This window comes from Rhizobium sp. NXC24, from assembly GCF_002944315.1.
GTDB lineage: Bacteria > Pseudomonadota > Alphaproteobacteria > Rhizobiales > Rhizobiaceae > Rhizobium.
In genome coordinates this window covers 3,689,958-3,713,161 of the sequence record NZ_CP024311.1, presented here as the reverse complement: position 1 = coordinate 3,713,161, position 23,204 = coordinate 3,689,958, and the positions used below count along the sequence as shown (strand labels likewise).

20 protein-coding genes and 1 tRNA gene are annotated in these 23,204 nt (G+C 60.4%); 8 read left to right on the top strand and 13 right to left on the bottom strand.

The features are described from left to right. Nucleotides 1-19: 19 nt before the first annotated feature. The gene (gene rocF, locus NXC24_RS18195) at nucleotides 20-955 is read right to left on the bottom strand and encodes an arginase (RefSeq protein ID WP_104824567.1); all 936 of its coding nucleotides are present in this window, start codon (nucleotides 953-955) and stop codon (nucleotides 20-22) included. A 197-nt stretch (nucleotides 956-1,152) separates the two neighbouring features. On the opposite strand from rocF, the gene NXC24_RS18190 reads away from it, so the two are divergent. Next, nucleotides 1,153-1,581 (top strand): Lrp/AsnC family transcriptional regulator, encoded by a 429-nt coding sequence (locus tag NXC24_RS18190; RefSeq protein WP_028751246.1) that lies wholly within the window; start codon nucleotides 1,153-1,155, stop codon nucleotides 1,579-1,581. A gap of 222 nt (nucleotides 1,582-1,803) precedes the next feature. On the opposite strand, the gene NXC24_RS18185 is transcribed toward NXC24_RS18190, so the two are convergent. From NXC24_RS18185 to NXC24_RS18175, 3 genes are all read right to left on the bottom strand, one after another. Next, on the bottom strand, nucleotides 1,804-5,994 hold the full coding sequence (locus NXC24_RS18185; RefSeq protein WP_104824566.1) for a translocation/assembly module TamB domain-containing protein: 4,191 nt from the start codon (nucleotides 5,992-5,994) through the stop codon (nucleotides 1,804-1,806). A gap of 63 nt (nucleotides 5,995-6,057) precedes the next feature. After that, nucleotides 6,058-7,983 carry an autotransporter assembly complex family protein gene (locus NXC24_RS18180; protein ID WP_199773496.1) on the bottom strand — a complete coding sequence of 642 codons (1,926 nt, stop codon included), beginning with the start codon at nucleotides 7,981-7,983 and terminating at the stop codon, nucleotides 6,058-6,060. A 367-nt stretch (nucleotides 7,984-8,350) separates the two neighbouring features. Next, nucleotides 8,351-8,647 (bottom strand): glycine zipper domain-containing protein, encoded by a 297-nt coding sequence (locus NXC24_RS18175; protein ID WP_104824564.1) that lies wholly within the window; start codon nucleotides 8,645-8,647, stop codon nucleotides 8,351-8,353. A gap of 301 nt (nucleotides 8,648-8,948) precedes the next feature. On the opposite strand from NXC24_RS18175, the gene NXC24_RS18170 reads away from it, so the two are divergent. From NXC24_RS18170 to hemA, 4 genes are all read left to right on the top strand, one after another. After that, a complete protein-coding gene (locus tag NXC24_RS18170; protein ID WP_104824563.1) occupies nucleotides 8,949-9,437 on the top strand; it encodes a (2Fe-2S)-binding protein in 489 nt (162 codons plus the stop codon). An 83-nt stretch (nucleotides 9,438-9,520) separates the two neighbouring features. Further along, nucleotides 9,521-11,866 carry a xanthine dehydrogenase family protein molybdopterin-binding subunit gene (locus NXC24_RS18165; RefSeq protein WP_104824562.1) on the top strand — a complete coding sequence of 782 codons (2,346 nt, stop codon included), beginning with the start codon at nucleotides 9,521-9,523 and terminating at the stop codon, nucleotides 11,864-11,866. A 20-nt stretch (nucleotides 11,867-11,886) separates the two neighbouring features. Continuing rightward, the gene (locus tag NXC24_RS18160) at nucleotides 11,887-12,681 is read left to right on the top strand and encodes a xanthine dehydrogenase family protein subunit M (RefSeq protein WP_104824561.1); all 795 of its coding nucleotides are present in this window, start codon (nucleotides 11,887-11,889) and stop codon (nucleotides 12,679-12,681) included. Nucleotides 12,682-12,895: 214 nt separating this feature from the next. Then, nucleotides 12,896-14,107, top strand: coding sequence for a 5-aminolevulinate synthase (gene hemA / locus NXC24_RS18155; RefSeq protein WP_104825237.1), 1,212 nt, complete (start codon nucleotides 12,896-12,898; stop codon nucleotides 14,105-14,107). Between the two features lie 127 nt (nucleotides 14,108-14,234). On the opposite strand, the gene NXC24_RS18150 is transcribed toward hemA, so the two are convergent. The 3 genes from NXC24_RS18150 to dxr form a co-directional block, all read right to left on the bottom strand. Continuing rightward, nucleotides 14,235-14,864 (bottom strand): LysE family translocator, encoded by a 630-nt coding sequence (locus tag NXC24_RS18150; protein WP_104824560.1) that lies wholly within the window; start codon nucleotides 14,862-14,864, stop codon nucleotides 14,235-14,237. 160 nt (nucleotides 14,865-15,024) lie between these two features. Then, nucleotides 15,025-15,939, bottom strand: a complete 915-nt coding sequence (locus NXC24_RS18145; RefSeq protein ID WP_104824559.1) for a pyridoxal-phosphate dependent enzyme — start codon at nucleotides 15,937-15,939, stop codon at nucleotides 15,025-15,027. Nucleotides 15,940-15,977: 38 nt separating this feature from the next. Beyond that, the gene (gene dxr / locus NXC24_RS18140) at nucleotides 15,978-17,171 is read right to left on the bottom strand and encodes a 1-deoxy-D-xylulose-5-phosphate reductoisomerase (protein ID WP_104824558.1); all 1,194 of its coding nucleotides are present in this window, start codon (nucleotides 17,169-17,171) and stop codon (nucleotides 15,978-15,980) included. A 203-nt stretch (nucleotides 17,172-17,374) separates the two neighbouring features. Between dxr and NXC24_RS18135 the strand changes: the two genes are divergently transcribed. Next, complete coding sequence (locus NXC24_RS18135) at nucleotides 17,375-17,641, top strand: BON domain-containing protein (RefSeq protein WP_104824557.1); 267 nt, start codon at nucleotides 17,375-17,377, stop codon at nucleotides 17,639-17,641. Nucleotides 17,642-17,690: 49 nt separating this feature from the next. On the opposite strand, the gene NXC24_RS18130 is transcribed toward NXC24_RS18135, so the two are convergent. From NXC24_RS18130 to NXC24_RS18120, 3 genes are all read right to left on the bottom strand, one after another. Beyond that, nucleotides 17,691-18,203, bottom strand: coding sequence for a EutP/PduV family microcompartment system protein (locus NXC24_RS18130; RefSeq protein ID WP_104825236.1), 513 nt, complete (start codon nucleotides 18,201-18,203; stop codon nucleotides 17,691-17,693). Between the two features lie 78 nt (nucleotides 18,204-18,281). After that, a complete protein-coding gene (locus NXC24_RS18125) occupies nucleotides 18,282-18,596 on the bottom strand; it encodes a BrnA antitoxin family protein (RefSeq protein ID WP_104824556.1) in 315 nt (104 codons plus the stop codon). Next, complete coding sequence (locus NXC24_RS18120) at nucleotides 18,590-18,865, bottom strand: BrnT family toxin (protein WP_245463903.1); 276 nt, start codon at nucleotides 18,863-18,865, stop codon at nucleotides 18,590-18,592. Before NXC24_RS18120 ends, NXC24_RS18125 begins: the two co-directional genes overlap by 7 nt. 183 nt (nucleotides 18,866-19,048) lie before the next feature. On the opposite strand from NXC24_RS18120, the gene NXC24_RS18115 reads away from it, so the two are divergent. After that, complete coding sequence (locus NXC24_RS18115) at nucleotides 19,049-19,714, top strand: hypothetical protein (RefSeq protein WP_104824555.1); 666 nt, start codon at nucleotides 19,049-19,051, stop codon at nucleotides 19,712-19,714. Between the two features lie 10 nt (nucleotides 19,715-19,724). Here the strand turns inward: NXC24_RS18115 and NXC24_RS18110 are convergent, their stop codons facing one another. The 3 genes from NXC24_RS18110 to NXC24_RS18095 all read right to left on the bottom strand — a co-directional run bounded on the left by NXC24_RS18110 (nucleotide 19,725) and on the right by NXC24_RS18095 (nucleotide 21,816). Next, nucleotides 19,725-20,078, bottom strand: coding sequence for a hypothetical protein (locus NXC24_RS18110; protein ID WP_104824554.1), 354 nt, complete (start codon nucleotides 20,076-20,078; stop codon nucleotides 19,725-19,727). Between the two features lie 382 nt (nucleotides 20,079-20,460). Then, nucleotides 20,461-20,537, bottom strand: a tRNA-Arg gene (locus tag NXC24_RS18100). A 118-nt stretch (nucleotides 20,538-20,655) separates the two neighbouring features. Then, complete coding sequence (locus NXC24_RS18095) at nucleotides 20,656-21,816, bottom strand: M20 aminoacylase family protein (protein WP_104824552.1); 1,161 nt, start codon at nucleotides 21,814-21,816, stop codon at nucleotides 20,656-20,658. Nucleotides 21,817-22,080: 264 nt separating this feature from the next. On the opposite strand from NXC24_RS18095, the gene NXC24_RS18090 reads away from it, so the two are divergent. Then, nucleotides 22,081-23,199 carry a D-alanyl-D-alanine carboxypeptidase family protein gene (locus tag NXC24_RS18090; RefSeq protein ID WP_199773586.1) on the top strand — a complete coding sequence of 373 codons (1,119 nt, stop codon included), beginning with the start codon at nucleotides 22,081-22,083 and terminating at the stop codon, nucleotides 23,197-23,199. Nucleotides 23,200-23,204 lie beyond the last annotated feature (5 nt).

The following is a 23,204-nucleotide window of genomic DNA, read 5'->3' as shown; positions in this document are numbered from 1 at the left end:
GGTAAGTTCCCCCCGAGAATTATGCTGCCCGTGTCGGGCGATCGAAAATGCGTCGTCCGAAGAGGCTCGCCGCCATCTCCACCAGGACGCGGGCGCTCTTGCCGCGGTCGTCGAGGAAGGGATTGAGCTCGACCAGATCCAGCGACGAGACGAGGCCGCTGTCGGACAGCATTTCCATGATGAGATGGGCTTCGCGGAAAGTCGCGCCGCCCGGCACGGTCGTCCCGACACCCGGCGCGATATCCGGATCGAGGAAATCGACATCGAAGCTGACATGCAGCAGGCCATTGGCGGCGCTGATGGTGTCGAGCACCTGGCGCATGATGGCTGCCACGCCCTGCTCGTCCAACGAGCGCATATCGAAGACGTTGACGCCATGCTCGCGGATTTCCTGGCGCTCGTGCGGGTCGACGGAGCGTATGCCGACCTGGAATACCTTCTTCGGATCGACCAGCGGGCGGGAGGCCGGCAGGATATCGGCAATCTCCGCTTCGCCGCAGAAGAAGGCGACTGGCATGCCGTGAATATTGCCCGATGGAGATGTGGCCGGCGAATTGAAGTCTGAATGCGCGTCGAGCCAGAGCACGAACAGCGGCCGGCCAACCTCAGCCGCATGGCGCGCCATGCCGGAGACGCTGCCCATGGAAAGGCTGTGATCGCCGCCGAGGATCAGCGGGAAGCCGCCCGATGAGGCAACTTCGTAAACCTTGGCTTCCAGAGCGCGGGTGAAGGCGCCAACGGTCTTCAGATTATGCGCTTTCGGATGGTCCGGCAGGTCGGCGGCGGGGGCCGGATGCAGGTCGCCGCTGTCGGTGACGCGATGGTCGAGTTCGGTCAGCATCGTCTCGATGCCGGCGATGCGCAGGGCCGTCGGGCCCATGCCGGCGCCGCGGCGGCCGGAGCCTTCCTCGAGCGGAACGCCGATCAGCGTGATGGATGTGGGTTCTACGTTCATCGGCGGTCCTCCGTTCAGCGCATAAGCCCGAAAAGTGCAGAGTGGCTTTCGGGAAGGCCTATGCGTTATCCAAGATACAGGTTGGCTGTCGGTGTCGATTATCAGCGACGGAGATGACAGCAAAAAGATGGAAAATTGTCAAAAATCGAGTAGTCTTCGACAGATTGATAAATGCCATTTAGCAGAATGATAAGTCCATGGATGATCTCGATCGTGACCTCCTGAGTGCGTTGCGCCACAACGCCCGCACCTCCGTCTCGTCGCTTGCGGCAGCGACCGGCGCCTCACGCGCCACGGTGACGGCGCGCATCGAACGGCTGGTCGACAATGGCACCATCACCGCCTTTACCATCAGAACCGGCCACGAGGCCCGCTCCGCCGGGGTGCGCGCCATCGTCATGATCGAGGTGCTCGGCAAATTGGCGGATAAGGTCGCCGATCAGCTTCGCGGCCTGCCGCAGGTGAGGGCGCTGCACAGCACCAACGGAAAATGGGATTTCATCGCCGAGCTGGAGGATCGCGATCTCGCTTCCTTCGACGAAACGCTGCGCAGGATTCGCTTGATCAACGGTATCAACACGACGGAGTCCAATATCCTGCTGAAGACGAGCAAGATGGGATTTTAAACATTCTTTCCAAGGAGGCACCACCCGCCCTCGCCCTTTGAGGCTCCAGCCCCCTTCGACAAGCCCAGGAGGCTTGCGGGTGAGGACTGGTCTCTTGCGCGCCCCAAAACTCTCTCAACCTCACCCTGGGGTACTTTGACGTTTAAGCGTCAGCGAAAGCGGCAAGGCCTCGAAGGGCGAGGTGGCCGCGGATTGGCTTGAGCAGAAAGTCGTGTGATCTCCTTAATACTCATGCTCATAAACGATCCCGGCTTCGCCTGCGCCATCCGAGCCGGCTGCGCCCCGTAGCTTAACGCCGCGGCCTACGTCGAGATTGATGATCGCCTTGGTGTTGTTGGAGGCGCCCTGCTGCAGCTCGATATAGGTGCGCTTGTTCAGATATTTACCGGCGCCAACCTGGGCCTGGCCCTTTGAGTCCGTCGTGATGTCGAGATCGTCGACACCGAGATGGCTACGCAGCCCCTCGAACAAGGAGGTGGAACGGCCGCCGGCGAGCTGGCTCGCGGCATCGGCGAGCTGGGCGATCTGCAGGGCTGAAAGCTTGGACATCGATTGACCGAAGATCAGTTGCGCCAGCACCTCGTCCTGCGGTAGGGCAGGCGACGAGGAAAAGCTGATCTTCGGGTCGGTAGCCAAACCCGTGACGTCGACGGTGATGGTTGTGGAATTCACGGTCGATGTGGCTTCCATGTCGAGGGCAGGCGTCAGGTCGCCACCGAAGGTGATCTTGCTGCTGTTGGTGAAATCCAGACGGCGGCTGAGGATAGTCAGGCGTCCGCGCCGCATGGTGAAGCCGCCGGAGACGATCGGATTGGCGGCCGTGCCGCGAACTGTGATATTGCCGCCGAGTTCCGCGTCGATGCCGCGGCCGCGGACGAAAATCTGCGCGGGCGCGTCAAGCTGCAGGTCGATACCGAGGGTGGTGGATTTATCGCGCGGGCCCTGAGGCTTCTGGTCCCTGAACTGGGCGCTGACGGCGGCGGGTGCGTTCTTGTGTTTGATATTGATCTCGGAGAGCGAGGCCGGCAGCTTTTCCGGCACGGTGATCGATGCCTTGTTGAGCCGCAGACTTCCGGTGAGCGCTGGTGCGGTCAGCAAAGGCCCCTTGATGTTGAGGGTGCCGTTGATGGTTGCGGTCACCAGCGTGCCGTCGACATAGGTGGCATCGTTGAATTTCAACTGGATGTCGGCGGGAAAGCCGCTGTCCGGAACAATGCCGACCGTGCCGCTTGCCGATACGCTGCCGCCGCTGGCGAGATTGCCGTTGAGCCGCGAGATCACCGCCTGCCTGCCGTCGAGCGTGACGGTGACGGCGAGGCCGTTGAGGGTGAGATTGCGACGGACATCGACGAGTTTGGAGCCGTCGGTGGTGATCGTGCCTGTGACGGCAGGTGCGGCGGTCGTGCCGGCGATCCGTATGTCGATCTTCGCCGTGCCAGTCATGCTGAGGCCCTGCGCGGCAAGCTGCCCGGCCACCGCGTCGAAGGGCAGGGTGCCGGAGAAACTCATCCCCAGGGCCTTGCTGCCGGCAATGGCGACGGTGCCGCCGCCGTTGAGCGCCAGGCCATTCTGGCCGGTAAGGTTCGTGTCGATGGTGACGGTGTTGTTGGCGAACTGGCCGTTCGCCTTGATGCCGAGCGGGCCGAGCCCGGCCGATTTCGTCTGGCTGGTCGCCGCACCGGACCAATTGGTCTGAAAGGCGACGACGGGTGCGGCCGGCTTGCCGGTCACCGTCACCTTGCCGGAGATCGCACCTTCGGCGGCAAGCGTCGGGGCGAAGACATTGGCGAGGCTGGCGGGCAGGTTGGCGATCTCAGCGGTGATATTCAGCGCTTGTCCAGCCGTGCCGTTGACCGTCACCGAACCGCCGCCGGTCTGGATGGTGAGGCCGCTCAGCGATGCCGTGCCGTCTTTGACGACGATCTTGGTCGGCGATGCCAGCTTGACCGGAATGGTGCGCGGCGCGCCGGCGAAATTATCGAGGCTGACGACCGTCTGGCCACCGCCGGTTTCGACATTGCCATTGGCTGTCAGCGGCGCGTTGTCGTAGTTCGATTTGAGATCGAAAACCGTGCGGTTGCCCTGCTGCGTGAAGGTCAGCCCGAGATTGGCAATGCGGTCGGCGCCGGAGGCGATGGCGTCGGCGCGGATGCTGCCATTGGCGGAAAAAGCCTTGAGGTCGTCGACGGTCAGCGCGATGGCCGGTTTGTCGATCGAGAGATCGTCGCGGCGAATGCCGCTGCCGCTGGCATTGACTTTCAGGCCGATCTTGCCATTGGCGTTGGAGAGATCGATCGAACCCTTGAGATCGCCGTCGGCCTTCTGCCCCGCGAGGGCTGCAAGCAGGCTGAGGTCAGGCAGATCGAAGTTCAACGCGCCCGACGGTTCGAAACTTGGCGAAAGATCCAGCTTGCCCTGCAGCTTGTTGGCGCCGACTTCGACGGCGAGCTTCGGAATGCTGGTGCGGCCGTTCTGCGAGGTCGCATCGGCGGTAATGCTGATCGGTTTGCCCTCGATTGCGCCGCTTGCCTGTACGCTCGCCTGTGGCGCATTCGGATCGGCGGTTCCGGTCAGCGCCACATCGAGCGTGTCCAGCAGGCGACCGGCCAGCTTGACGTTGACCGCTTTCAGCGTCGCATCGATGCCGAGCGCGGCCAGCGGGCCCTTGGCTTTCAGGCCGATATCCGCCTGTCCTTCGGCATTGGGGACGAGCTTGGAGAGATCGAGCAGTTTGCCGGTGATATCCGATGTCAGCGCCTGGCCATCGAGCGCGGCACTGCCGCTGATTTCGGCAACATTCGATTTCAGGGCCAGGTTGGACAGGTTCATTTTCGTCGGCACGGTGCCGGCGACCTGACCCTCCAGCGAGATCGTCCCCTCGAACTTGTCGGACACACCGTCTGGCAGTACGGCGGGCAGCGCAAAGATCTTGAAGTTGCCGGTGAGCGACTTCGATGACAGCGTGTATTTGCCGTTGATGGTGCCGCCGATGCTGGCGCTTTCCAGCGTCGTATTGTTGAAGCCGATCATGTCGGGCGAGAGTTGCAAGGGCGCCGTCAGCGCGACCGGCGCGCGGATAAGGCGGTTGAGGTCGGGGCTGATGAAGGCCGTCTGGCCGATCACGAGGCGAAGCTGCAGCGGGCCGGAGCCGTTGGTCAGGTTGAAGGCGTCGCTCTTGGCGCTAAGATTCACCTGACCGATCTGGCCCTGCGGCGTGCTGACCCTTTCGAGCGAGGCCTTGGCATCGATCTTCACGGACGGCGCAGCGCCCGTCAGCGCGACATCGACACGCGAAATCATCGCCCGCACTTCGCCGTCTTCCATCGGCCAGCGGAAATCCACAGGCCCCGATGTGCCGAGCAGGTTGGCGTTGAGGCTGTTATTGCCTGAGGGATCGAGCGTGCCGGAAGCGGCGATGACGACGCTGCCGGTGGCGAGATTGCCGGTCTGGATATCGATCTTGCCCTTGCCGTCGAAGGTCGCCGCAAGGTCGATCGTCGTCTGGCCGGCAAAGAGGGGCCGGAAGGTCGGCGGCAGCAATGAATCGACGTCGCCGCCGCCCTTTACGTCGATACGGTGCAGCCCTTCGGCGGAAAGGGCATGATGGCCATTGATCGATACCGTCGGCTTGCCGTCGAGTGCTGCCTGCAGCTTGCCGGTCCAGTTCGATAACGGGCCTTCGCCGGAAAGATTGATATTGATCGCCGGGCCGCCCGGCAGATGCAGCATCCCGGCCAGCATTCCGTCACGCGGTTCGGCGATTTCGGCCTTCAGGTTCAGGCGGTTTTCAGCCGGTGCAAAAGCGATATCGGCGGAGAGCTTGGCGTCCGGAACGTCCTGGCGATTGGCATCGAGGATGAGGTCGACGCTGCTGCTGTTCGCCTTGACGCTGCCGTTGGCGGCAAGCGCGAAATCCTGGCCGGCAACGGCCTGCCCGATGCGAAGATTCGGCAATGCGATGGCGCCGATATCGACGGCGATGGGCAGCGAGAAGCCTTTGCCTTCGTTCGCCGCTGCCTGCTGTTCTGTCGCCGGTTTTGCGGTTGACACCGGCAGGCGTTGAAAATCGACGGCGTCGGCGGCAACGCGGTCGGCATGGAAAGTGCCCGTCAGCAGCGAGACCGGCGACCAGTCGATGGCGAGATTCTGCACCTTCGCGAACGTGCCCTTGGTGTCGGCAACCGCAATCGAGCCGACGCGGAGGTTGCCGGTCAGGAGACCCGACGGCGCGGCGATCGTGATGGTCTGGTCCGGTGTCGAGACGAGCTTCGCCACCTGATTGACGGCATAGTCGGTCGCGGCGGGTACAAAGCCGACAATGAGCACGGCGGCGATCGCAAGCACGAGAATTGCCACGAACGCATAGGCGATGAGGCGCACCAATCTCCCGACAATTCGAATCAACATGCTCATGAGAGCGACAGTAACCTCAATTTTTGTAACCGCGTGCTGAACCGTCTGCGATCGTACGGCGTGTCAGAAGGCTTGACCGATGCCGGCATAGATGCCGTATGCCGTACCATTCTCATATTTCCTGAGCGGGACGGCGACGTCGAGCCTGATGGGACCGAAGGGTGTAGCGTAGCGCACACCGACGCCCGCGCCAATGCGAACATCGGAAAAGTCAGGAAAAGTGCTGTCGGTGACGCTGCCCATATCGACGAAAGGCACGATGCCGATCGTATCGGTGATCTTGATGCGGGCTTCAAGAGAGGCGGTGGCATAGGAGCGGCCGCCGAGCGCATCGCCATTGGAATTATAAGGCGTGATTTCCTGGTAGGCGTAGCCGCGTACCGAGCCGCCGCCGCCGGCATAGAAGCGCCGAGTCGCCGGAATGTCCTCTATACTGTTGGAGCCGATCAGCGAGCCGAGAGAAAGCTTGCCGGCGAAGACGACATTATCGTTGGCGCCGACGCCCTGATAGCCGGAAATCGAGCCTTCGAAGGAGCTAAACACTCCGCCGCCTATTGCTTCATAGCTCGGCTTGGCGCTGACAGAGGCGCGGTAGCCCGCAGTCGGGTCCAGCTTGTTGTCGCGCGTGTCCCTGACATATTCGAGCGGGATCGCCAGCGTCAGATAGTTTTGATCGCCATAGGCGTCGGTGCTGTCCTGCTCATAGCTAATTTCGCCGCCGCCGGAGACGGTATCCTGATCGGAGAGCTCGTAGGCAAGGCTCCCGCTCGCGGTGATGGTATCGGCATCATAGGCATCCGGATGCAGGCTTTGCATCTTCAGGCCGGCGGTAAAGGTTGCCGAGGGATAGAAGGTCGCTGGCCGGACATAGGTAATGCCGGCGCTATAGTCGAGCTGTCCGACATCAGTGGTTTCGCCGATACGGGAGACCGATCCTTCGATGCGCAGCGAATCCGCCCGGCCGGTCAGGTTGCGATGACCCCAATAGCCCTGCACGCCGAAACCATCGATGGTGGAATATTGCGCGCCGACGCCGAAATAGCGCTGCTTGCCTTCAGCCACTTCGATGGTCATGGGAATGCTGCCGTCCGGGGCAAGCTTGTCGGCCTCGCGGATGGTGACGCTCGAAAAGACTCCGAGCTTACGCAGGCGGTCGGAAGCTTTCTTCAGCTCATCCGGCGAATAGGGCTTGCCCTCGTTGATGCGGGCATAGCGCTTGATGAAATCCGGGTCGACCGATTTCTGGCCGCTGACGCCGACATTGCCGATGGGCGCCATGGGCCCGCTTTCGACGCTGAGCGCCACGTCGACCCTGTTGGTCTCGTGATCGGCGACGACATCGCGCTTGATCAGCTTGGCGAGCGGATGGCCTTGGTTCTTGAAGTCTGCGACGATCTTGTCGCCGGCTTTCAGGATCGTCAGCGAGCCGGCGTCACCGCCCGGAACAAGCCCATAGCCGGCAGGGTCGAGATTGCGGGCATCGCCGAGCAGCTTGATCTTGCCTAGCGTGAAGACCGGGCCTGGATCGACGCTGATGGTGACTGCGACGGGCTTCGAACGGCCAAAGGTGGGATTCGGCGACAGCGCATCGATATCGGTGCCGTTGACTGTGATGGTGACCACGCCGCCATAGCGCGCTTTTTCATAGAGGGTGGCGATCAGCCGGTCGCGATCATCGCGCGCCTTGATGACGACGCCGAGGTCGCCGGAGACGGGCTTTTTCTTGTCCGAAACCAGCATGGAGCTGTCGGTCAAGGCCTCCTTGAGATCCTTGTCGAGATTGTCCGTCTTGAAATCGACGGTGTAATGAACGGGATCGGAAACCTGGTCTGTCGTATCGTCTTCGCCCCAGAGCGTCATGCCGAACAGTTTGAAAGCAAACGCGTTTCCGGCATGGAGTGGGCCGAGCGCAATCGTTGCCGCAACCGCCATTACGGTGCCTGCTCGCCGATACGCAATACTCTTCCTCGGACCAGTTCTTTTATGCATACGCCGCTTTACGGTTATATAAGAACTTTCTCAGTTTGGCGTTTCCCCCGGGTTAACGCGCGGGCCACCATAGAGGCAAAACCGTCCCGCGTGTACCTTTTTAGACTCAAAAACCTGCAAAAGACCGCGGCGGAAATGAAAAATCCCGGATTTTCGTCCGGGACTTAGGGCTATTTCAGCGCTCTTTAGGGAGCAAATGGCGGTCGTCGCTCCCATGGTCATTGCTTCGATCCAGCGTTGAAATTGGCGTCATTTCCCTTGGGGCGACACCAGTTTTGCACCTCTTACAGATGAAAAGACGAGGAGCCGGAATCAAAAAGTCCCGGACCTCAGGCCCGGGACTTCGGTATCTCAAATCCGTATTGGATCAGTAACCGCCGCCATCATAGTAGCTGCGACGATAGCCGCCACGCGGGCAATCGTCGATGTAACGGCGGCCATAGCGGTCACGGTAGTAGCACTGGCCCGGCTGTTCGGCGACGCTGCCGATCACTGCACCCGAAACACCGCCAATCGCGGCGCCGACGGCTGCACCACGGACATTGCCGGTAACGGCGCCGCCGATGATGGCGCCAGATGCCGCGCCGATGCCGGCGCCTTGTTCAGTCGGGGTGCAGCTTGCGATAGACAAGCCGACCAATGCGAGCATAAGAGCTTTCTTCATATATTCTCTCCAACGTTAGTTAAGCCGGTACCCCCGGCCAACGCCGTCCCAATTTTTTCAGCTCCACCACGATGGGCTGTCCTTGCAGTCCCTGCAGCTACGAAGAAATATCGTGCAAAATATGTTTGTCCATTGGGCAGTTGCGGTTTTTTTGGTGCTAAACTCGATAGATCAACATTTGGCAAAGAAAAGGAACTAGACGGAGAGAAAAATCCACCGTCTTTCTAAAGTAGAGGTTGATTGCACTACAAAAAAGTCAAATGATGACTGTTGCCTCTGGAGGAGAGGCGAGGAGGAAAATATGTCAAAAGTGACTTTGACGGTGAACGGCCGGACGGTCGGCGGCGAGTGCGAGGATCGCATGCTGCTCGTCCATTTCATCAGAGAAAAGCTTGGCCTGACAGGAACGCATGTCGGCTGCGACACCACACAATGCGGCGCCTGCGTCATTCACATGGATGGCAAATCGATCAAGAGCTGCTCGATCCTGGCCGTGCAGGCATCCGGCTCCGATATTACAACCATCGAGGGTCTGGCTGCCAATGGCGAACTGCATCCCGTTCAAGCCGCCTTCAAGGAGCATCACGGCCTGCAATGTGGCTTCTGCACCCCCGGCATGGTGATGACAGCCGTCGACATGATCAATCGCCATGGCGGCGCGCTGGACGAAAAGACTGTGCGGGCCGAACTTGACGGCAATATCTGTCGCTGCACCGGCTACCACAATATCGTCAAGGCGGTCCTTGCCGCCAATGCTGAGATGCATGCCGCCAAACAGGCGGCCGAATAAAATTTCACCGAGATTGTCTGGCGAACGCCAACGACCGTTATCTTGGCGGATTGCCGACCCCGGAACCCCAATGGGAGGATGTCATGGGCGTTGAAGGCATTGGCGCGCGCGTCGCGCGCAAGGAAGACAAACGATTTCTGACGGGTAAGGGGCGCTATACCGACGATATGGTGGCGCCGGGCATGAAATATGCCTATTTCGTCCGCAGCCCGCATGCGCATGCGAAGATCACCGGCATCGATGCCTCGGCCGCATTGGCCATGCCGGGCGTGATTGGCGTGCTGGATGGTAAGCAATTGCTGGCCGATGGCATCGGCAACCTCATCTGCGGCTGGATGATTCATTCCAAGGACGGCTCGCCGATGAAGATGGGCGCCTGGCGGCCGCTGGCTGTCGAGACGGTGCGCTATGTTGGCGATGCCGTGGCGATCGTCGTTGCCGATTCGCTTGGCGAGGCTCGCGATGCCGCCGAAGCCGTCGTCGTGGATTATGAAGAGCTTCCTGCCGTGATCGAGGCGGTCGAGGCGCTGAAGCCCGGCGCGCCGCAGCTCCATCCGGAAGCGGTCGATAATTTGATCTTCGACTGGGAGCTCGGCGATGCCGCGGCGACCGACAAGGCAATCGCCGAGGCGGCCCATGTCACGGAACTTGAAATCCACAACAACCGGCTCTCGCCGAATGCCATGGAGCCGCGCGCGACCCTCGGCATCTATGATGCCGGCGACGATCATTATACGTGCTACACCACCAGCCAGAACCCGCATGTGGCCCGGCTGGTCATGAGCGCTTTCTACAATGTCGCCCCGGAAAACAAGCTGCGCGTCATTGCGCCTGATGTCGGCGGCGGTTTCGGCTCCAAGATCTACATTTACCCCGAGGAGATCGTCTGTCTCTGGGCGTCGAAGAAGACCGGCGTGCCGGTCAAATGGACGGCAGACCGTACCGAGGCATTCCTAACCGATGCTCATGGCCGCGACCATGTCTCGAAGGTGAAGATGGCTTTCGACGCGCAAAACCGCGTTGTCGGACTGAAGGTCGACACGATCGCCAATCTCGGCGCTTATATGTCGCTCTTCTCTTCGGCGGTGCCGACCTATCTCTACGCGACGCTGCTTTCGGGCCAATATGAAATCCCGGCGATCCACGCCAATGTCCGCACTGTCTATACCAATACGGTGCCGGTCGATGCTTATCGCGGTGCCGGGCGTCCGGAGGCAACCTATCTGCTGGAACGTACCATGGAAACGGCGGCGCGCGAGCTCGGCGTTTCACCGGCGGAACTCAGGCGAACCAACTTCATCCGCTCCTTCCCCCATCAGACGCCGGTGATCATGAATTATGACGCTGGTGACTATGAGGCCTCTCTCAACGCCGCCATGCAGCAGGCCGATTGGGACGGTTTCCCGGCCCGCAGGGCGGCCGCGGAGGCGCGCGGACTGAAGCGCGGTATCGGCATGAGCTGCTATATCGAGGCCTGCGGTATCGCGCCATCACAGGCGGTGGGGTCGCTCGGCGCCGGCGTCGGCCTGTGGGAATCGGCCGAGGTTCGGGTCAATGCGGTCGGCACCGTCGAGGTGCTCACCGGTTCGCATAGCCATGGCCAGGGTCATGAGACGACCTTCGCTCAGCTCGTCGCAGACCGTTTCGGCGTGCCGATCGATAGCGTGTCGATTGTTCATGGTGACACCGACAAGGTGCAGATGGGCATGGGCACCTATGGCTCACGTTCCGGCGCGGTCGGCATGTCCGCCGTGGTGAAGGCGCTCGACAAGGTGGAGGCCAAGGCGAAGAAGATCGCCGCGCATCTGATGGAAGCCGACGAGAGCGATATCGTCATCGAAAACGGCGAAGTCAAAGTCGCCGGTACCGACAAGTCGCTGCCCTGGTTCCAGGTGGCGCTGGCCGCCTATACGGCGCATAACTTGCCCGCCGGCATGGAGCCGGGCTTGAAGGAAACCGCCTTCTACGATCCGGCCAACTTCACCTTCCCGGCCGGCTGCTACATCTGCGAAGTCGAGGTCGATCCGGAAACCGGCAAGACCGACATTATCCAGTTCGTCGCCGCTGACGACTTCGGCAATATCATCAATCCGATGATCGTCGAGGGACAGGTGCATGGCGGCATCGCCCAGGGGGTCGGGCAGGCGATGCTGGAAGGCGTGCATTACGATGCCAGCGGCCAGTTGCTGACGGCGAGCTTCATGGACTACGCCATGCCGCGCGCCGACGACTTGCCGTCCTTCAACCTGTCGCACCAAAACACTCCTTGCCCGAACAATCCGCTGGGGATCAAAGGCTGCGGCGAGGCGGGCGCCATCGGCTCTCCGCCGGCGCTGATCAACGCCATTACCGATGCGATCGGCAATAATGCCCTGACAATGCCCGCCACGCCGCTCAAGGTGTGGGAAGCGGCGCAGGCCGTGGCCTGAGACAAGGGGAGGAGAAAACCATGTACGCAACCAACTATCACCGCGCCTCCTCGGTCGACGAAGCCGTCAAGCTTCTGTCCGATACGTCGGAGGGAAAATATGTCTCCGGCGGCATGACACTGATTGCCACCATGAAGCAGCGTCTGGCCTCGCCGAGCGATCTCGTCGATCTCAGGCATATTCCGGCGCTGAAGGGCATCCGCGTCGACGGCCGCAGGGTAACGATCGGGGCTGCGACGACGCATGCGGAGGTCGCCTCCTCGGCGGCGATCCGCGCCGTCTGTCCGGCGCTCTGCGATCTTGCCGGCATGATTGGCGATCCGCATGTCCGCCATATGGGCACGATCGGCGGCTCGGTCGCCAACAACGACCCGGCGGCGGATTATCCTTCGGCCATGCTGGGCTTGGGCGCCACCATCGTTACTGACAGGCGTCAGATCGCTGCCGACGATTTCTTCACCGGCCTGTTCGAGACGGCGCTGGAAGAGGGCGAGCTGATCACCGCCATAACCTTCGAGGCACCGGAAAAGGCCGGCTACGCCAAGTTTCCCAATCCGGCCTCGCGCTACGCCATGACCGGCGTGTTCGTCACCAAGGGAACGGGAGGTGTGCGGGTCGCAGTCACCGGCGCGGGTGCCGATGGGGTCTTCCGTCATGACGGGATGGAGCAGGCGCTTGCGGCGAACTGGTCGCCGGATGCGCTCGCCAACGTGGCGATCGATTCGTCGGCGCTGCTCTCCGATCTGCATGCCACGGCAGAATATCGCGCCAATTTGATCAAGGTCATGGCCAAGCGCGCCGCGGCGGCGGCATAAAGCCTCGTGAAAACTGCCGGAAGGGCGGCTTAGCTGCCTTTCCGGCTTCGAGGTTCCAGAAAGGTTCGATTGTCAATTCTCGGTGATTGACAATTGTTGTCTGGAATTGTTCAAAATTAAGGGCCATTTGCCGCAGCGAGTGCGAAAGCGATGCGGAGGGGTTGACGTGCAGACCGGCAATCATGAAAACGGTCGCATGGTTCTGGAGCAGATGATGGATTTCGAAGCATTTTTCAAAGGTGAACTGGACGGTCTACACAAGGAAGGCCGCTATCGCGTGTTCGCCGATCTGGAGCGTCAGCGCGGCAGCTTTCCGCGCGCGACCTGGCATACGCCCGAAGGCTCCAAGGACGTAACCGTCTGGTGCTCGAACGACTATCTCGGCATGGGCCAGCATCCCAAGGTGATCGAAGCCATGAAAGAGGCCATCGATCACTGTGGCGCGGGTGCGGGAGGCACCCGGAATATTTCTGGCACCAACCACTACCATGTTCTCCTGGAGCAGGAACTCGCCGATCTGCACGGCAAGGAAGCGGCGCTGATCTTCACCTCCGGCTATATTTCCAACTGGGCGACGCTCGGCACGCTCGGCGCGAAGATTCCTGGCCTGATCATCTTCTCCGACGCGCTGAACCACGCTTCGATGATCGAAGGTATCCGCTACGCCAAGTGCGACAAGGTCATCTGGAAGCATAACGACCTGCATGATCTCGAAGCCAAGCTGAAGGCCGCCGATCCGAAGGCGCCAAAGCTGATCGCTTTCGAGAGCGTCTATTCGATGGATGGCGATATCGCTCCGATCAAGGAGATCTGCGATCTCGCCGACAAATACGGCGCCATGACCTATCTCGACGAAGTGCATGCTGTCGGCATGTACGGCCCACGCGGCGGCGGCATTGCCGAACGCGAAGGCCTGATGGACCGGCTGACGGTGATCGAGGGCACGCTCGGCAAGGCCTTCGGCGTCATGGGCGGCTATATCGCCGCCTCGACCGCACTTTGCGATTTCATCCGGTCCTTCGCGTCCGGCTTCATCTTTACGACATCATTGCCGCCGGCATTGGCGGCAGGCGCAGTCGCCTCGATCCGACACCTGAAGGTCAGCCAGTTCGAACGCGCCCGCCATCAGGATCGGGTTCGCCGGCTGCGCGCGCAGCTCGATGCCTCAGGTATTCCGCACATGCCGAATCCGAGCCATGTCGTGCCGGTTTTGGTCGGCGATGCCGCCAAGTGCAAGTGGATCTCGGATCTGCTGCTTGATATGGGCGTCTACGTCCAGCCGATCAATTATCCGACCGTGCCGAAGAAGACCGAACGGCTGCGCATCACGCCGACGCCGCTGCATTCCGACGCCGATATCGACCATCTCGTCGGCGCGCTGCATGCACTCTGGTCGCGCTGTGCGCTGGCAAGGGCTGTCGCGTAAGAGGTGACTTTCTCACCATGCCGCGCCGGGATTGACGGGCGCGGCTTTCGGCACAATTGAAGCGGTTCTCATTGCGGAAATGTCGGCGTGCGGCCCATTTCCGCGATGATCTTTTATACTGCAGAGGTCAGCTGCGGCTTCCCAGGGCCAGGCGGCATGCAAGGCCGGCAAAGACTGTCGCCAGCAGATATTGCGGCAGCTTCGGAATATGCTTGATCGCCGAGAGTCGACCTCGGATGTGGCTGCTGAGCGCTATGACGGAACCGTTTACTAGGAAGCCGATCCCATTCAGGATGGTAGCCAGTAGAGCCATCTGGATGACCATCGAGCCGTTCGGATCAACGAATTGCGGGAACAGGGCAAGCACGAACAAGGCCATCTTCGGGTTTAGAATATTGGTCGCGAGACCCTCGATGAAGATGCGCCGGCCCGAAAGCCGTTTGAGTCCGGCCGAGGGCGCGAAGGCAGGGCCCTGCGAACGTAGGGTCTTGAAGGCCAGATAGAGCAGATAGGCGCAGCCCGCCCAGCGCACGATCTCATAGGCAATTGGCACGTTCAGGAAAAGCCGTGATAGGCCAAGTGCTGCGGCCAGGGCGTGGCAATAGGTGCCGAGCGCAATACCCGCATAGGTCAGGAAGCCGGCGGATCGGCCCTGGCTGACGCTCCGCGAAGCAATAAGAAGCATGTCTGGGCCGGGCGTGGCGGTTAGCACCAGCGCCGCAGCGGCGAATACAATGAGCGTTGAGAGATCCGGCATCTTGATTCCTTTGAAAGTAAGGCCGGAATTCCTCTCTAGCATCATTATCAGGAATGGCAATAACCAGAACCAATAGGTAAGTTTATGCCTACATGTTGGCGCTTTCGTGGGCCGATGACGGCCCTATCGAAAAGCATCGTCGCCCAAGAGGCTACATCGATCAGGAGGTTTGCCAGGCTTGCAACTGCGTGAGGGTTGCGGTTGCTCCGCCGCAGGCGATCATCAGCACGCGCTCGAAGCGTGCCAACTGATCGGCATGGGCGTAGGCGACGGCCAATGCGGCGCCGCAAGCCGGCTCCACGAGGACGCGATGATCGTCGAGGAAGCGCATGCATGCGTCGACGGCGACTAGGTCATTGACAACAACACAATCGACCGGCCTGTTCCGAGTAATCTCAAAGGCGCGTTCGGCGACCTTGCGAGCGCCAAGCGATGTCGCGATGCTGGTGATGGCCGGCAATTCCACCGGTTTTCCGGCTTTCACTGCGGCTGCGAGCGAGGCGGCACCTTCCGTTTCGGCGGCGATGATCGGAACATGCTGAAGACCGTTACGATCAAGTCCTTCCGAAATGCCGGCCAGCAGCCCGCCACCGCCGACCGAAAGAACGACGGCGTCGAACGGCACGCCGGCTCTGACGACCTCGTCGATCAACGTTGCATGGCCTGTCCAGACGAGCGGATCATCGAAGGGGTGGATGAACGCCGTTCCCGCGTCGACCGCCTGCAGCGCGTGTTCGTTTGCCTCCTGCCAGGATGCCCCGTTCACGAAAACCTCGGCGCCCTCCTGGCGGATCAACGATTTTGCCCGTTCGGTCGTTGTTTCCGGAACGAAGACCGATACGGGGATCGAAAGGCGACGACCGGCATAGGCCACCGCAATGCCGGCATTGCCGCCGGAGGAGGATACGAAGCGCCGCTTTCCGTTTCTGGCATGATGTTCGCAGGCGGCCCCTATGCCGCGGATCTTGAAGGAGCCGGGCGGCTGGAGCGCATCCATTTTCAGCCAGATGGAGCATCCGGAAACCTGGCTGAGCGGTCGGGATTCGAGGAGCGGAGTTTCGAGGTGAAGTGCCATGGAGTGATCTCTCCGCAAAAGCGTTGTTGGCGAGGATGTTAGGCTGCCTTGTCGCGCTGGGCAACAAGCGCGCTGGCGCGGCCGCGTGCCTCATCATCGGCGGCAAAGACTGCATCCATCGTTTCGGCGCTGCCAATCCCGATCATTTGGTCCATGACCGCTTCGGCAATATCGGCCATTTCGAGGAAGCCGATGCGTTCGTCCACGAAGGCTTGGAAGGCAATCTCTTCGGCGGCATTCATGACGGCGCCCTGCAGCCCACCGCGTTCCAGCGCGGTGCGGGCAAGGCGCAGTGCGGGGAAACGAACCTCGTCCGGCGCTTCGAAATCCAGCCGGGCCAGTTTTGCAAAATCCAGCCGGTCGACATCGAGCTTCGGCCGGGACGGATAGGTCAGCGCATAGCCGATCGCCGTGCGCATGTCCGGACAGCCGAGCTGCGCCAGCACCGAGCCATCGGTATAGCCGACCATCGAATGGACGATGGATTGTGGGTGGACGATAACCTCGATCTGATCCGGGCCGACATTGAACAGATGTTTGGCCTCGATCATCTCCAGCGCCTTGTTGAACATCGAAGCGCTGCCGATGGAGATCTTCAGGCCCATGGACCAGTTCGGATGCGCGCGCGCGGTCGCTGCCGTGACATTGGCCATCTCTTCGCGCGACCATGTGCGGAAGGGGCCGCCCGAGGCGGTCAGGATGATGCGCTCGACCGCATGCTGCTGGTCGTCCTCCAGCGCCTGGAAAATCGCGCTGTGCTCGCTATCCACCGGGATCAGCCGTCCGCCGCCTTCGCTGACGGCACGGACGAAGAGTTCGCCGGCTGAAACCAGACATTCCTTATTGGCAAGCGCGATATCGGCGCCCCGGTGCGCAGCCGCAAGCGTCGGCGCAAGGCCCGCCGTGCCGACAATCGCCGCCATCACCCAGTCGGAGGGAATGGAGGCGGCCTCAATGAGAGCATTCCGGCCGGCCGCCGCGGCGATGCCGGTGCCGGCAAGCGCGTCCTTCAGCGCCTGATACCGGTCTTCATTGGCCGTGACGGCGAGAGCGGCGCCACAGGCTTTCGCCTGGCTCGCCAAGAGATCGATATTGTCGTGCCCGGTGATCGCGGCGATCTCGAACGCCTCGCGCCCGCCCAATTGGGCGATGACGTCGAGCGTGTTTTGCCCGATCGAGCCGGTCGAACCCAATATCGTCAGGCGGCGCGGCGCCTTGCTCCCGGTTGTCATTCCAAGTGTCCGAATATTGCTGTAATCGCCCATGGCTCTACAGGGGATCGCGGGAGGCGGCAAGTCCGCAGCTCTATCGGCGCCCTCCCTCTGGTCCCTTCCTGCTGGAGTTTCCAGGTTTTGCGGCAATTTTCGGGCCGCTAATGAACCAATACGCTGATACCGCGTTCCCCATCCGGCAGAGGCGCAGGAGAAGGGCAACAATGGTTTTTAAAGCGGCTACGTTTCACGGCGTAAGGCCTGAAATAGAAAGCGAAAACGCTAAACGCTCGGCACTGGAATCCACCGTCGCCGATGCGCTCGCCGTCGCCGGCGGCCTCGACGCCTCCGACGTCACAGTAACCGCCGTCGGCCAGGAAATCCGTTTGGACGGAACGGCGGCAACACCGCAGGAAATCGAGCGGGCGACTGTGGTGGCCGAGGCCGTGCCGGGGGTGAGGCTGGTAAGGAACAGGATTTTGGTGGGGTGAGGGTCAGGGCGCCACCTTCCGACAACAGGGTTGGGGGACGTGCTGCTGCCTATCCTGGGTTGGCGGCGAACTCAGCAAGCTCTTTCGGTGATCGAATGTGGATGATCCGTGCGTGCCCGCGGTGAGCTTCGATTGCGGCAAGCAGTTTTGGACGCATTTCCCGATGCAGCCACCACATCATTTTGAAGAGACGAATAGTAACCGGAAACATCGGGCATCCGTCAGGTCCATCCGGGCGGCCAAGGAATAGAGACTTCACCTGGCGCTTGGTGGCCCACCAGTAATGAATCCATATCGGGTGATCCACGAAAACAATCGTATCAGCCACATCCATCCGACGTTCAACGGATTCCCACGACCCGTAGCCATCAATCAGCCACCGCCCTTGCGAAAGCCAGGTTTCATGCGACGCTGCAAATTCCGACTTGGGCGTCTGGATCCAATTCGGCTTCCACTGAATCTTGTCGATTGCGAAATAAGGCAATGCGTGCGCAGTGCTTAATGCTCTGCACATCGTCGACTTTCCGCCACCTGCATTGCCGATCACCATCACGCGCGTCATGTTTGTAACCCTACAGGGCATCGAGGCAAAGGCTGCTGTGGTCGTTTCAGCAGCGAGGCCGCAGGTTCGAGATTAGGCTTATTTGAGCCCAGCAGCCTTGCGTAGCGCATGCGTCATATCACTTCGCCAATCCTTTCCCTTGGACTGGAATCGCTCAAGGACATCCGGATCTATTCGCAGGGTGACGGCGACTTTCGGTGCATCCACTTTTGGCCGCCCCCTGGCGCGCTTAATGCTACCCATCAGATCCGGAAAGGCTTCTGCGAAGGGTTTCGCCTGAGCAAGTTGCTCATCCGTTGCTTCCGGAGCATCTGGATCGGACGCGATCATCTTTTGAATTTCGGCTTCTTCTCTCTCATTCAGAGGGCGCCGTGAAGAGAACTTCGTCACCATAAGAGCTTCCTTTTCTTGCGGCTTGCAGGGCGCATCGAAATGACCGAGATGGCTTCTGAGCCAAGCGGCTTGAATACGACGGCTGCAACGATCTGTCCGTCCAGTTCACCGATGGCCATGGAGCGGCCATCATTCGCGGGGACGACGACAGAACCTGCGAAGAATTCAATATCGAGATCGGCAAAGTCCAGGCCGTGCTTGGCGAGGTTTGTTTCGCGCTTCAGTTCGTCCAGATGATCTCCATATAATTTTCGTACACGGAAATTCAATAGGCAGCAAGAATATTCGTACACGGAAAATGGAATGGTGATGCATCCGGTGATGCACTCATAGGCCGCTCCAAGCTAGCCAGCGGCCTCGATCTTCTCGATTGCTCAGCAACCAATTCCTTCACGCTCAGATTGTCCTTCCATGGTAAGGTCCGCATAGATGAATCATTGGGGATAATGCGAATGGAGTTGGGGCAGATATTTAGCATCGGCGCTTCAGTTCTGGCCCTAGCAATGTCGGCGACAACGCTCTGGCTGACCTTGCTTCGAAAGGGCGAGATCAAAATGACTAAGCCAACGGTTATTTTCTTTGGTCCTGACGGCGGCACGGGTGAGGAAAAGGGGATTTCTAAAGTCTTCCTACGGACCTTGCTCTTCTCAAGTGCTCACCGTGGTCATGTCGTCGAAAACGCCTATGCTCGCCTTCGCCGTGGTGAGACACAACAGAATTTCAGCATTTGGGTCTATGGCGAAGACCGGCTTGCAAGAGGTTCTGGCCTATATGTAGGCGCCGAAGGCGTCGCCACAAATCATCATTTTCTTACCCCGTCGGACGTGAGAAATTTCGATTTTGCAGCGGGCGATTATACGTTGGAAATCTTCGCTAAGATTGTCGGCGAAAAGAGGGTGCGGCGCCTAACAGAAATCAATTTGACAATCACGCAAGCTGAAGCTGAACAACTGCGCCAGCCTGGAAACGGGATCTACTTCGATTGGGGGCCGGACGCGGGACGCTACCAGTCTCACGTTGATAGTCGCCCCAAGAAGCCGGTGAACCCGCCTTTGCTGCTTCAGGCGCTCCACGACGGCGCCCGCGAAATCCCTGAGCGTTCTCCTGCAGATCGATGACAATCATACGTCACGCCGAGCGCTGTAGGTCTTTCCGCATTGTTTCGATTAGACCGTGAAAAGCCGCATCCCTTTCATCTCGCGGTCCGTCGTTGGTATCGAGGATAGCTTGTGCGAAGCGCGAAACTTCCGACGAGCCGAATAGCTGGCAGCGGGTCTGCCATAGGGCATATTCCTTGGAGTTTTCGTTCGAATGTTGGATGGCCGCTTTGTGTAACGCACCGAGAAGGCCGATGTAGGCCTCACGCTTTTCTTGATAAAGGCGGTCTTTCGTCACGGCACGCCTGGAATTGAAGTGGTCAATCACGGTCTTCAGAAGCGATCCCAGGCCGAGACCTCCGACAAGTGGCACTACCCATTCCATAGAAGCTGTCTCCCAGAGCCAAAACCGCATGGTTTGATCGTCTTATCAAATCAGAAGGCACAACTCTAATTCCTTTATTGCCATCTGACTTACGCTCAATACGGGTTACACTGCGTCGACATGAATCAAACCTCCGCTAACGGAAATCTCAGTGGAATTGGGAGAGGTCCTCTCGGCTTGGGGATCAGAGGAAATGGCAAAGTCCGAGATCGAAAACATACTTGAGTGGAAAAGGTGGGAGCGAGCGATCTTCAGCGGGGGATTTTTGCGATTCAGTTTTGCCGTGTCGAAGATAATGCCGATTTGCGCCAAAGGTCGCGCCGCGCCACGGCATGGAGAGAACCGGAATCTCTAGGTCACGGATGAGATTCATTGAAACCAATGGTGATCCCGACGCGATTCGAACGCGTGACCCTCAGATTAGGAATCTGATGCTCTATCCTGCTGAGCTACGGGACCACTGACATTGATCCATACAAAAGCAAGGGCCCGAAGCCAAGCCCTTTTACGTCCTGGAGACAATCTGCTTTTGCGGGGCCGTGCGCCGTGGTCAGGCGCACGGAAAGAGGGTGGCGTCTCAGGCGTTGAGGCGCTGTTCGGCGAGGCGGACCCAATAGGAGATGCCGTGGGCGATGGCTTCGTCGTTGAAGTCGTAGGCCGGGTTGTGCAGGCCGGCGGTGTCGCCGTTGCCGACGAAGATGAAGGCGCCGGGGCGGGCGTTCAGCATGTAGGAGAAATCCTCGCCGCCCATCATGGGATCGATGTTGGGGATGACATTAGCAGTACCGGCGATGTCGCGTGCGGCGGCAATCGCGTGCTCGGTCTCGTCGGCGTGGTTGACGGTGACCGGATAGTTGCGGTGGAACTGGATCTCCGCTTCGGCATCGTGGCTGGCGGCAATGCCGCTGACGATCTGCCGGAAGCGCTGCTCGGCAAGGTCGCGGATCTCCGCGTCGAGCGTGCGCACGGTGCCGACGAAGCTTGCGTCGTTCGGAATGACGTTATAGGCGTTGCCGGCATTGAACTTGGTGACGGAGACGACCACCGATTTCAGCGGATCGGCGCTGCGCGAGGCGATGAGCTGCAGGTTGGTGATGATCTGCGCGCCGATGGCGATGGGGTCGATCGTCTTGTGCGGCATGGCGGCGTGGCCGCCGCGGCCCTTGATCGTGACCGTGAATTCGTCGGTCGCCGCCATGATCGCGCCCTTGCGGATGGCGAACTGGCCGACCGGCAGCCCCGGCAGATTGTGCATGCCGTAGACTTCCTCGATCCGGAAGCGCTCCATCATGCCGTCCTTGACCATGGCGTCGCCGCCGGCGCCGCCTTCTTCGGCCGGCTGGAAGATCACGGCGATGTTGCCGTTGAAATTGCGGGTCTCGGCGAGATATTTCGCGGCGCCCAGCAGCATGGCGGTGTGGCCGTCATGGCCGCAGGCATGCATCTTGCCGGGTGTCTCGGAAGCCCAGGGCTTGCCGGTGATTTCGGTGAGCGGCAGGGCATCCATGTCGGCGCGCAGGCCGACGGTGCGGCCTTCGCCCTTGCCGCGGATCAGGCCGACGACGCCGGTGCGGCCGATGCCGGTGACGACCTCGTCGACGCCGAATGCCTTGAGCTTTTCGGCGACGAAGGCGGCGGTGTTTTCCACCGCATACATCAGCTCAGGCCTCGTATGGATATAGCGGCGCCATTCCGTCACTTCGTCCTGGAGTTCGGCGGCTCTGTTCAAAATCGGCATGCTGATTTTTCCTGCTGCTCAATATCGGATTCGGTTTAGCAATTTCATCCGGCGCACAACCCTCAATATCACATCGCACTTTTTGATGCCGTGCGCGTGATCACAAGGCTGTGATCCGTTGGCAATAAAGTCGTCAATCGCCTTTGCCTTCTCTTAGCCATATAGGTTAAATAGGGGGAGCTTTCGAGAAAATTCCGGACTTCTGAAGGATAGACCGTGCTGACGAAGCAGAATCGTTTGTATGCCGCCCTGCGGCTGGTTCCCATGGCCGCAGCCGCATCCATGCTTTTCCTGTCGACCGCGCATGTGGCCGAGGCAAATCCGCATATTCTCGTCGATGTCAGCACCGGCCGCGTGCTCGATCATGAAGACGCCTTCAGAAAGTGGTATCCGGCCTCGCTGACCAAGCTGATGACGGTCTATGTCACCTTCCGCGCCCTCCAGTCCGGCCAGGTCACGCTCGATACGCCCGTCGTCATGTCCAAGCTTTCCTCCTCGCAGCCGCCGGCGAAGATGTATTTCAAGCCGGGGCAGAAGCTGACGCTCGACAACGCCCTGAAGATGATGCTGATCAAATCCGCCAATGACCTTGCCATGGCGATCGCCGAGACGGTTGGCGGTTCCGAGCCGGGCTTTGTCGCGCGCATGAATGCGGAAGCCGCCCGCCTCGGGATGCGTGACACGCATTTCATCAATCCCAACGGCTTGCCGGGCAAGGGTCAGTACACCACGGCGCGCGATCTTGCCGTTGTCAGCGTGGCGCTGCGCCGCGAGTTCCCGCAATATGCCGGCTATTTCTCGCTGGAAGGCTTCACCAACGGCGTCAAGCAGGTGCAGAACATCAACATGCTCATCGGCCGCTTCGACGGCGCAGACGGCATGAAGACCGGTTTCATCTGCGCTTCCGGCTTCAACCAGATCGCCTCGGCCACTCGCAACGGCCGCACCCTGGTCTCCGTCGTTCTCGGAACGGACAGCCTTGCCGCACGCGCCGACGATTCCGCCAATTTCCTGGAAAAGGGTTTCGAGAACCAGTTCTCCGGGCGGGACACCTTGGCAAGCCTGCAGCCCTATGGAACCGGCCAGGACGAGGTTGCCGACGTCACTGCCGACATCTGCAGCGCCAAGGGCGCACAACACCGCAGCGAAACCCGTGATCCCACCGGCCGCACAAAGGTACAGTCGCCCTACATCCATGAAATGGATCACGAGCCGAATTTCGTCTATGCCGGCCTGATCGGCGGTCAGGACGTCGCGACCGCGAGCAAAGGCGACAAGGACGATGTGACGGCAAAGGGCGACAAGGCCGTGAAGGGCGACAAGATTGCCGCCACGGGCGATGTCACCGGCATACCCATTCCCATGCCGCGCCCCACTTACTGATCGGA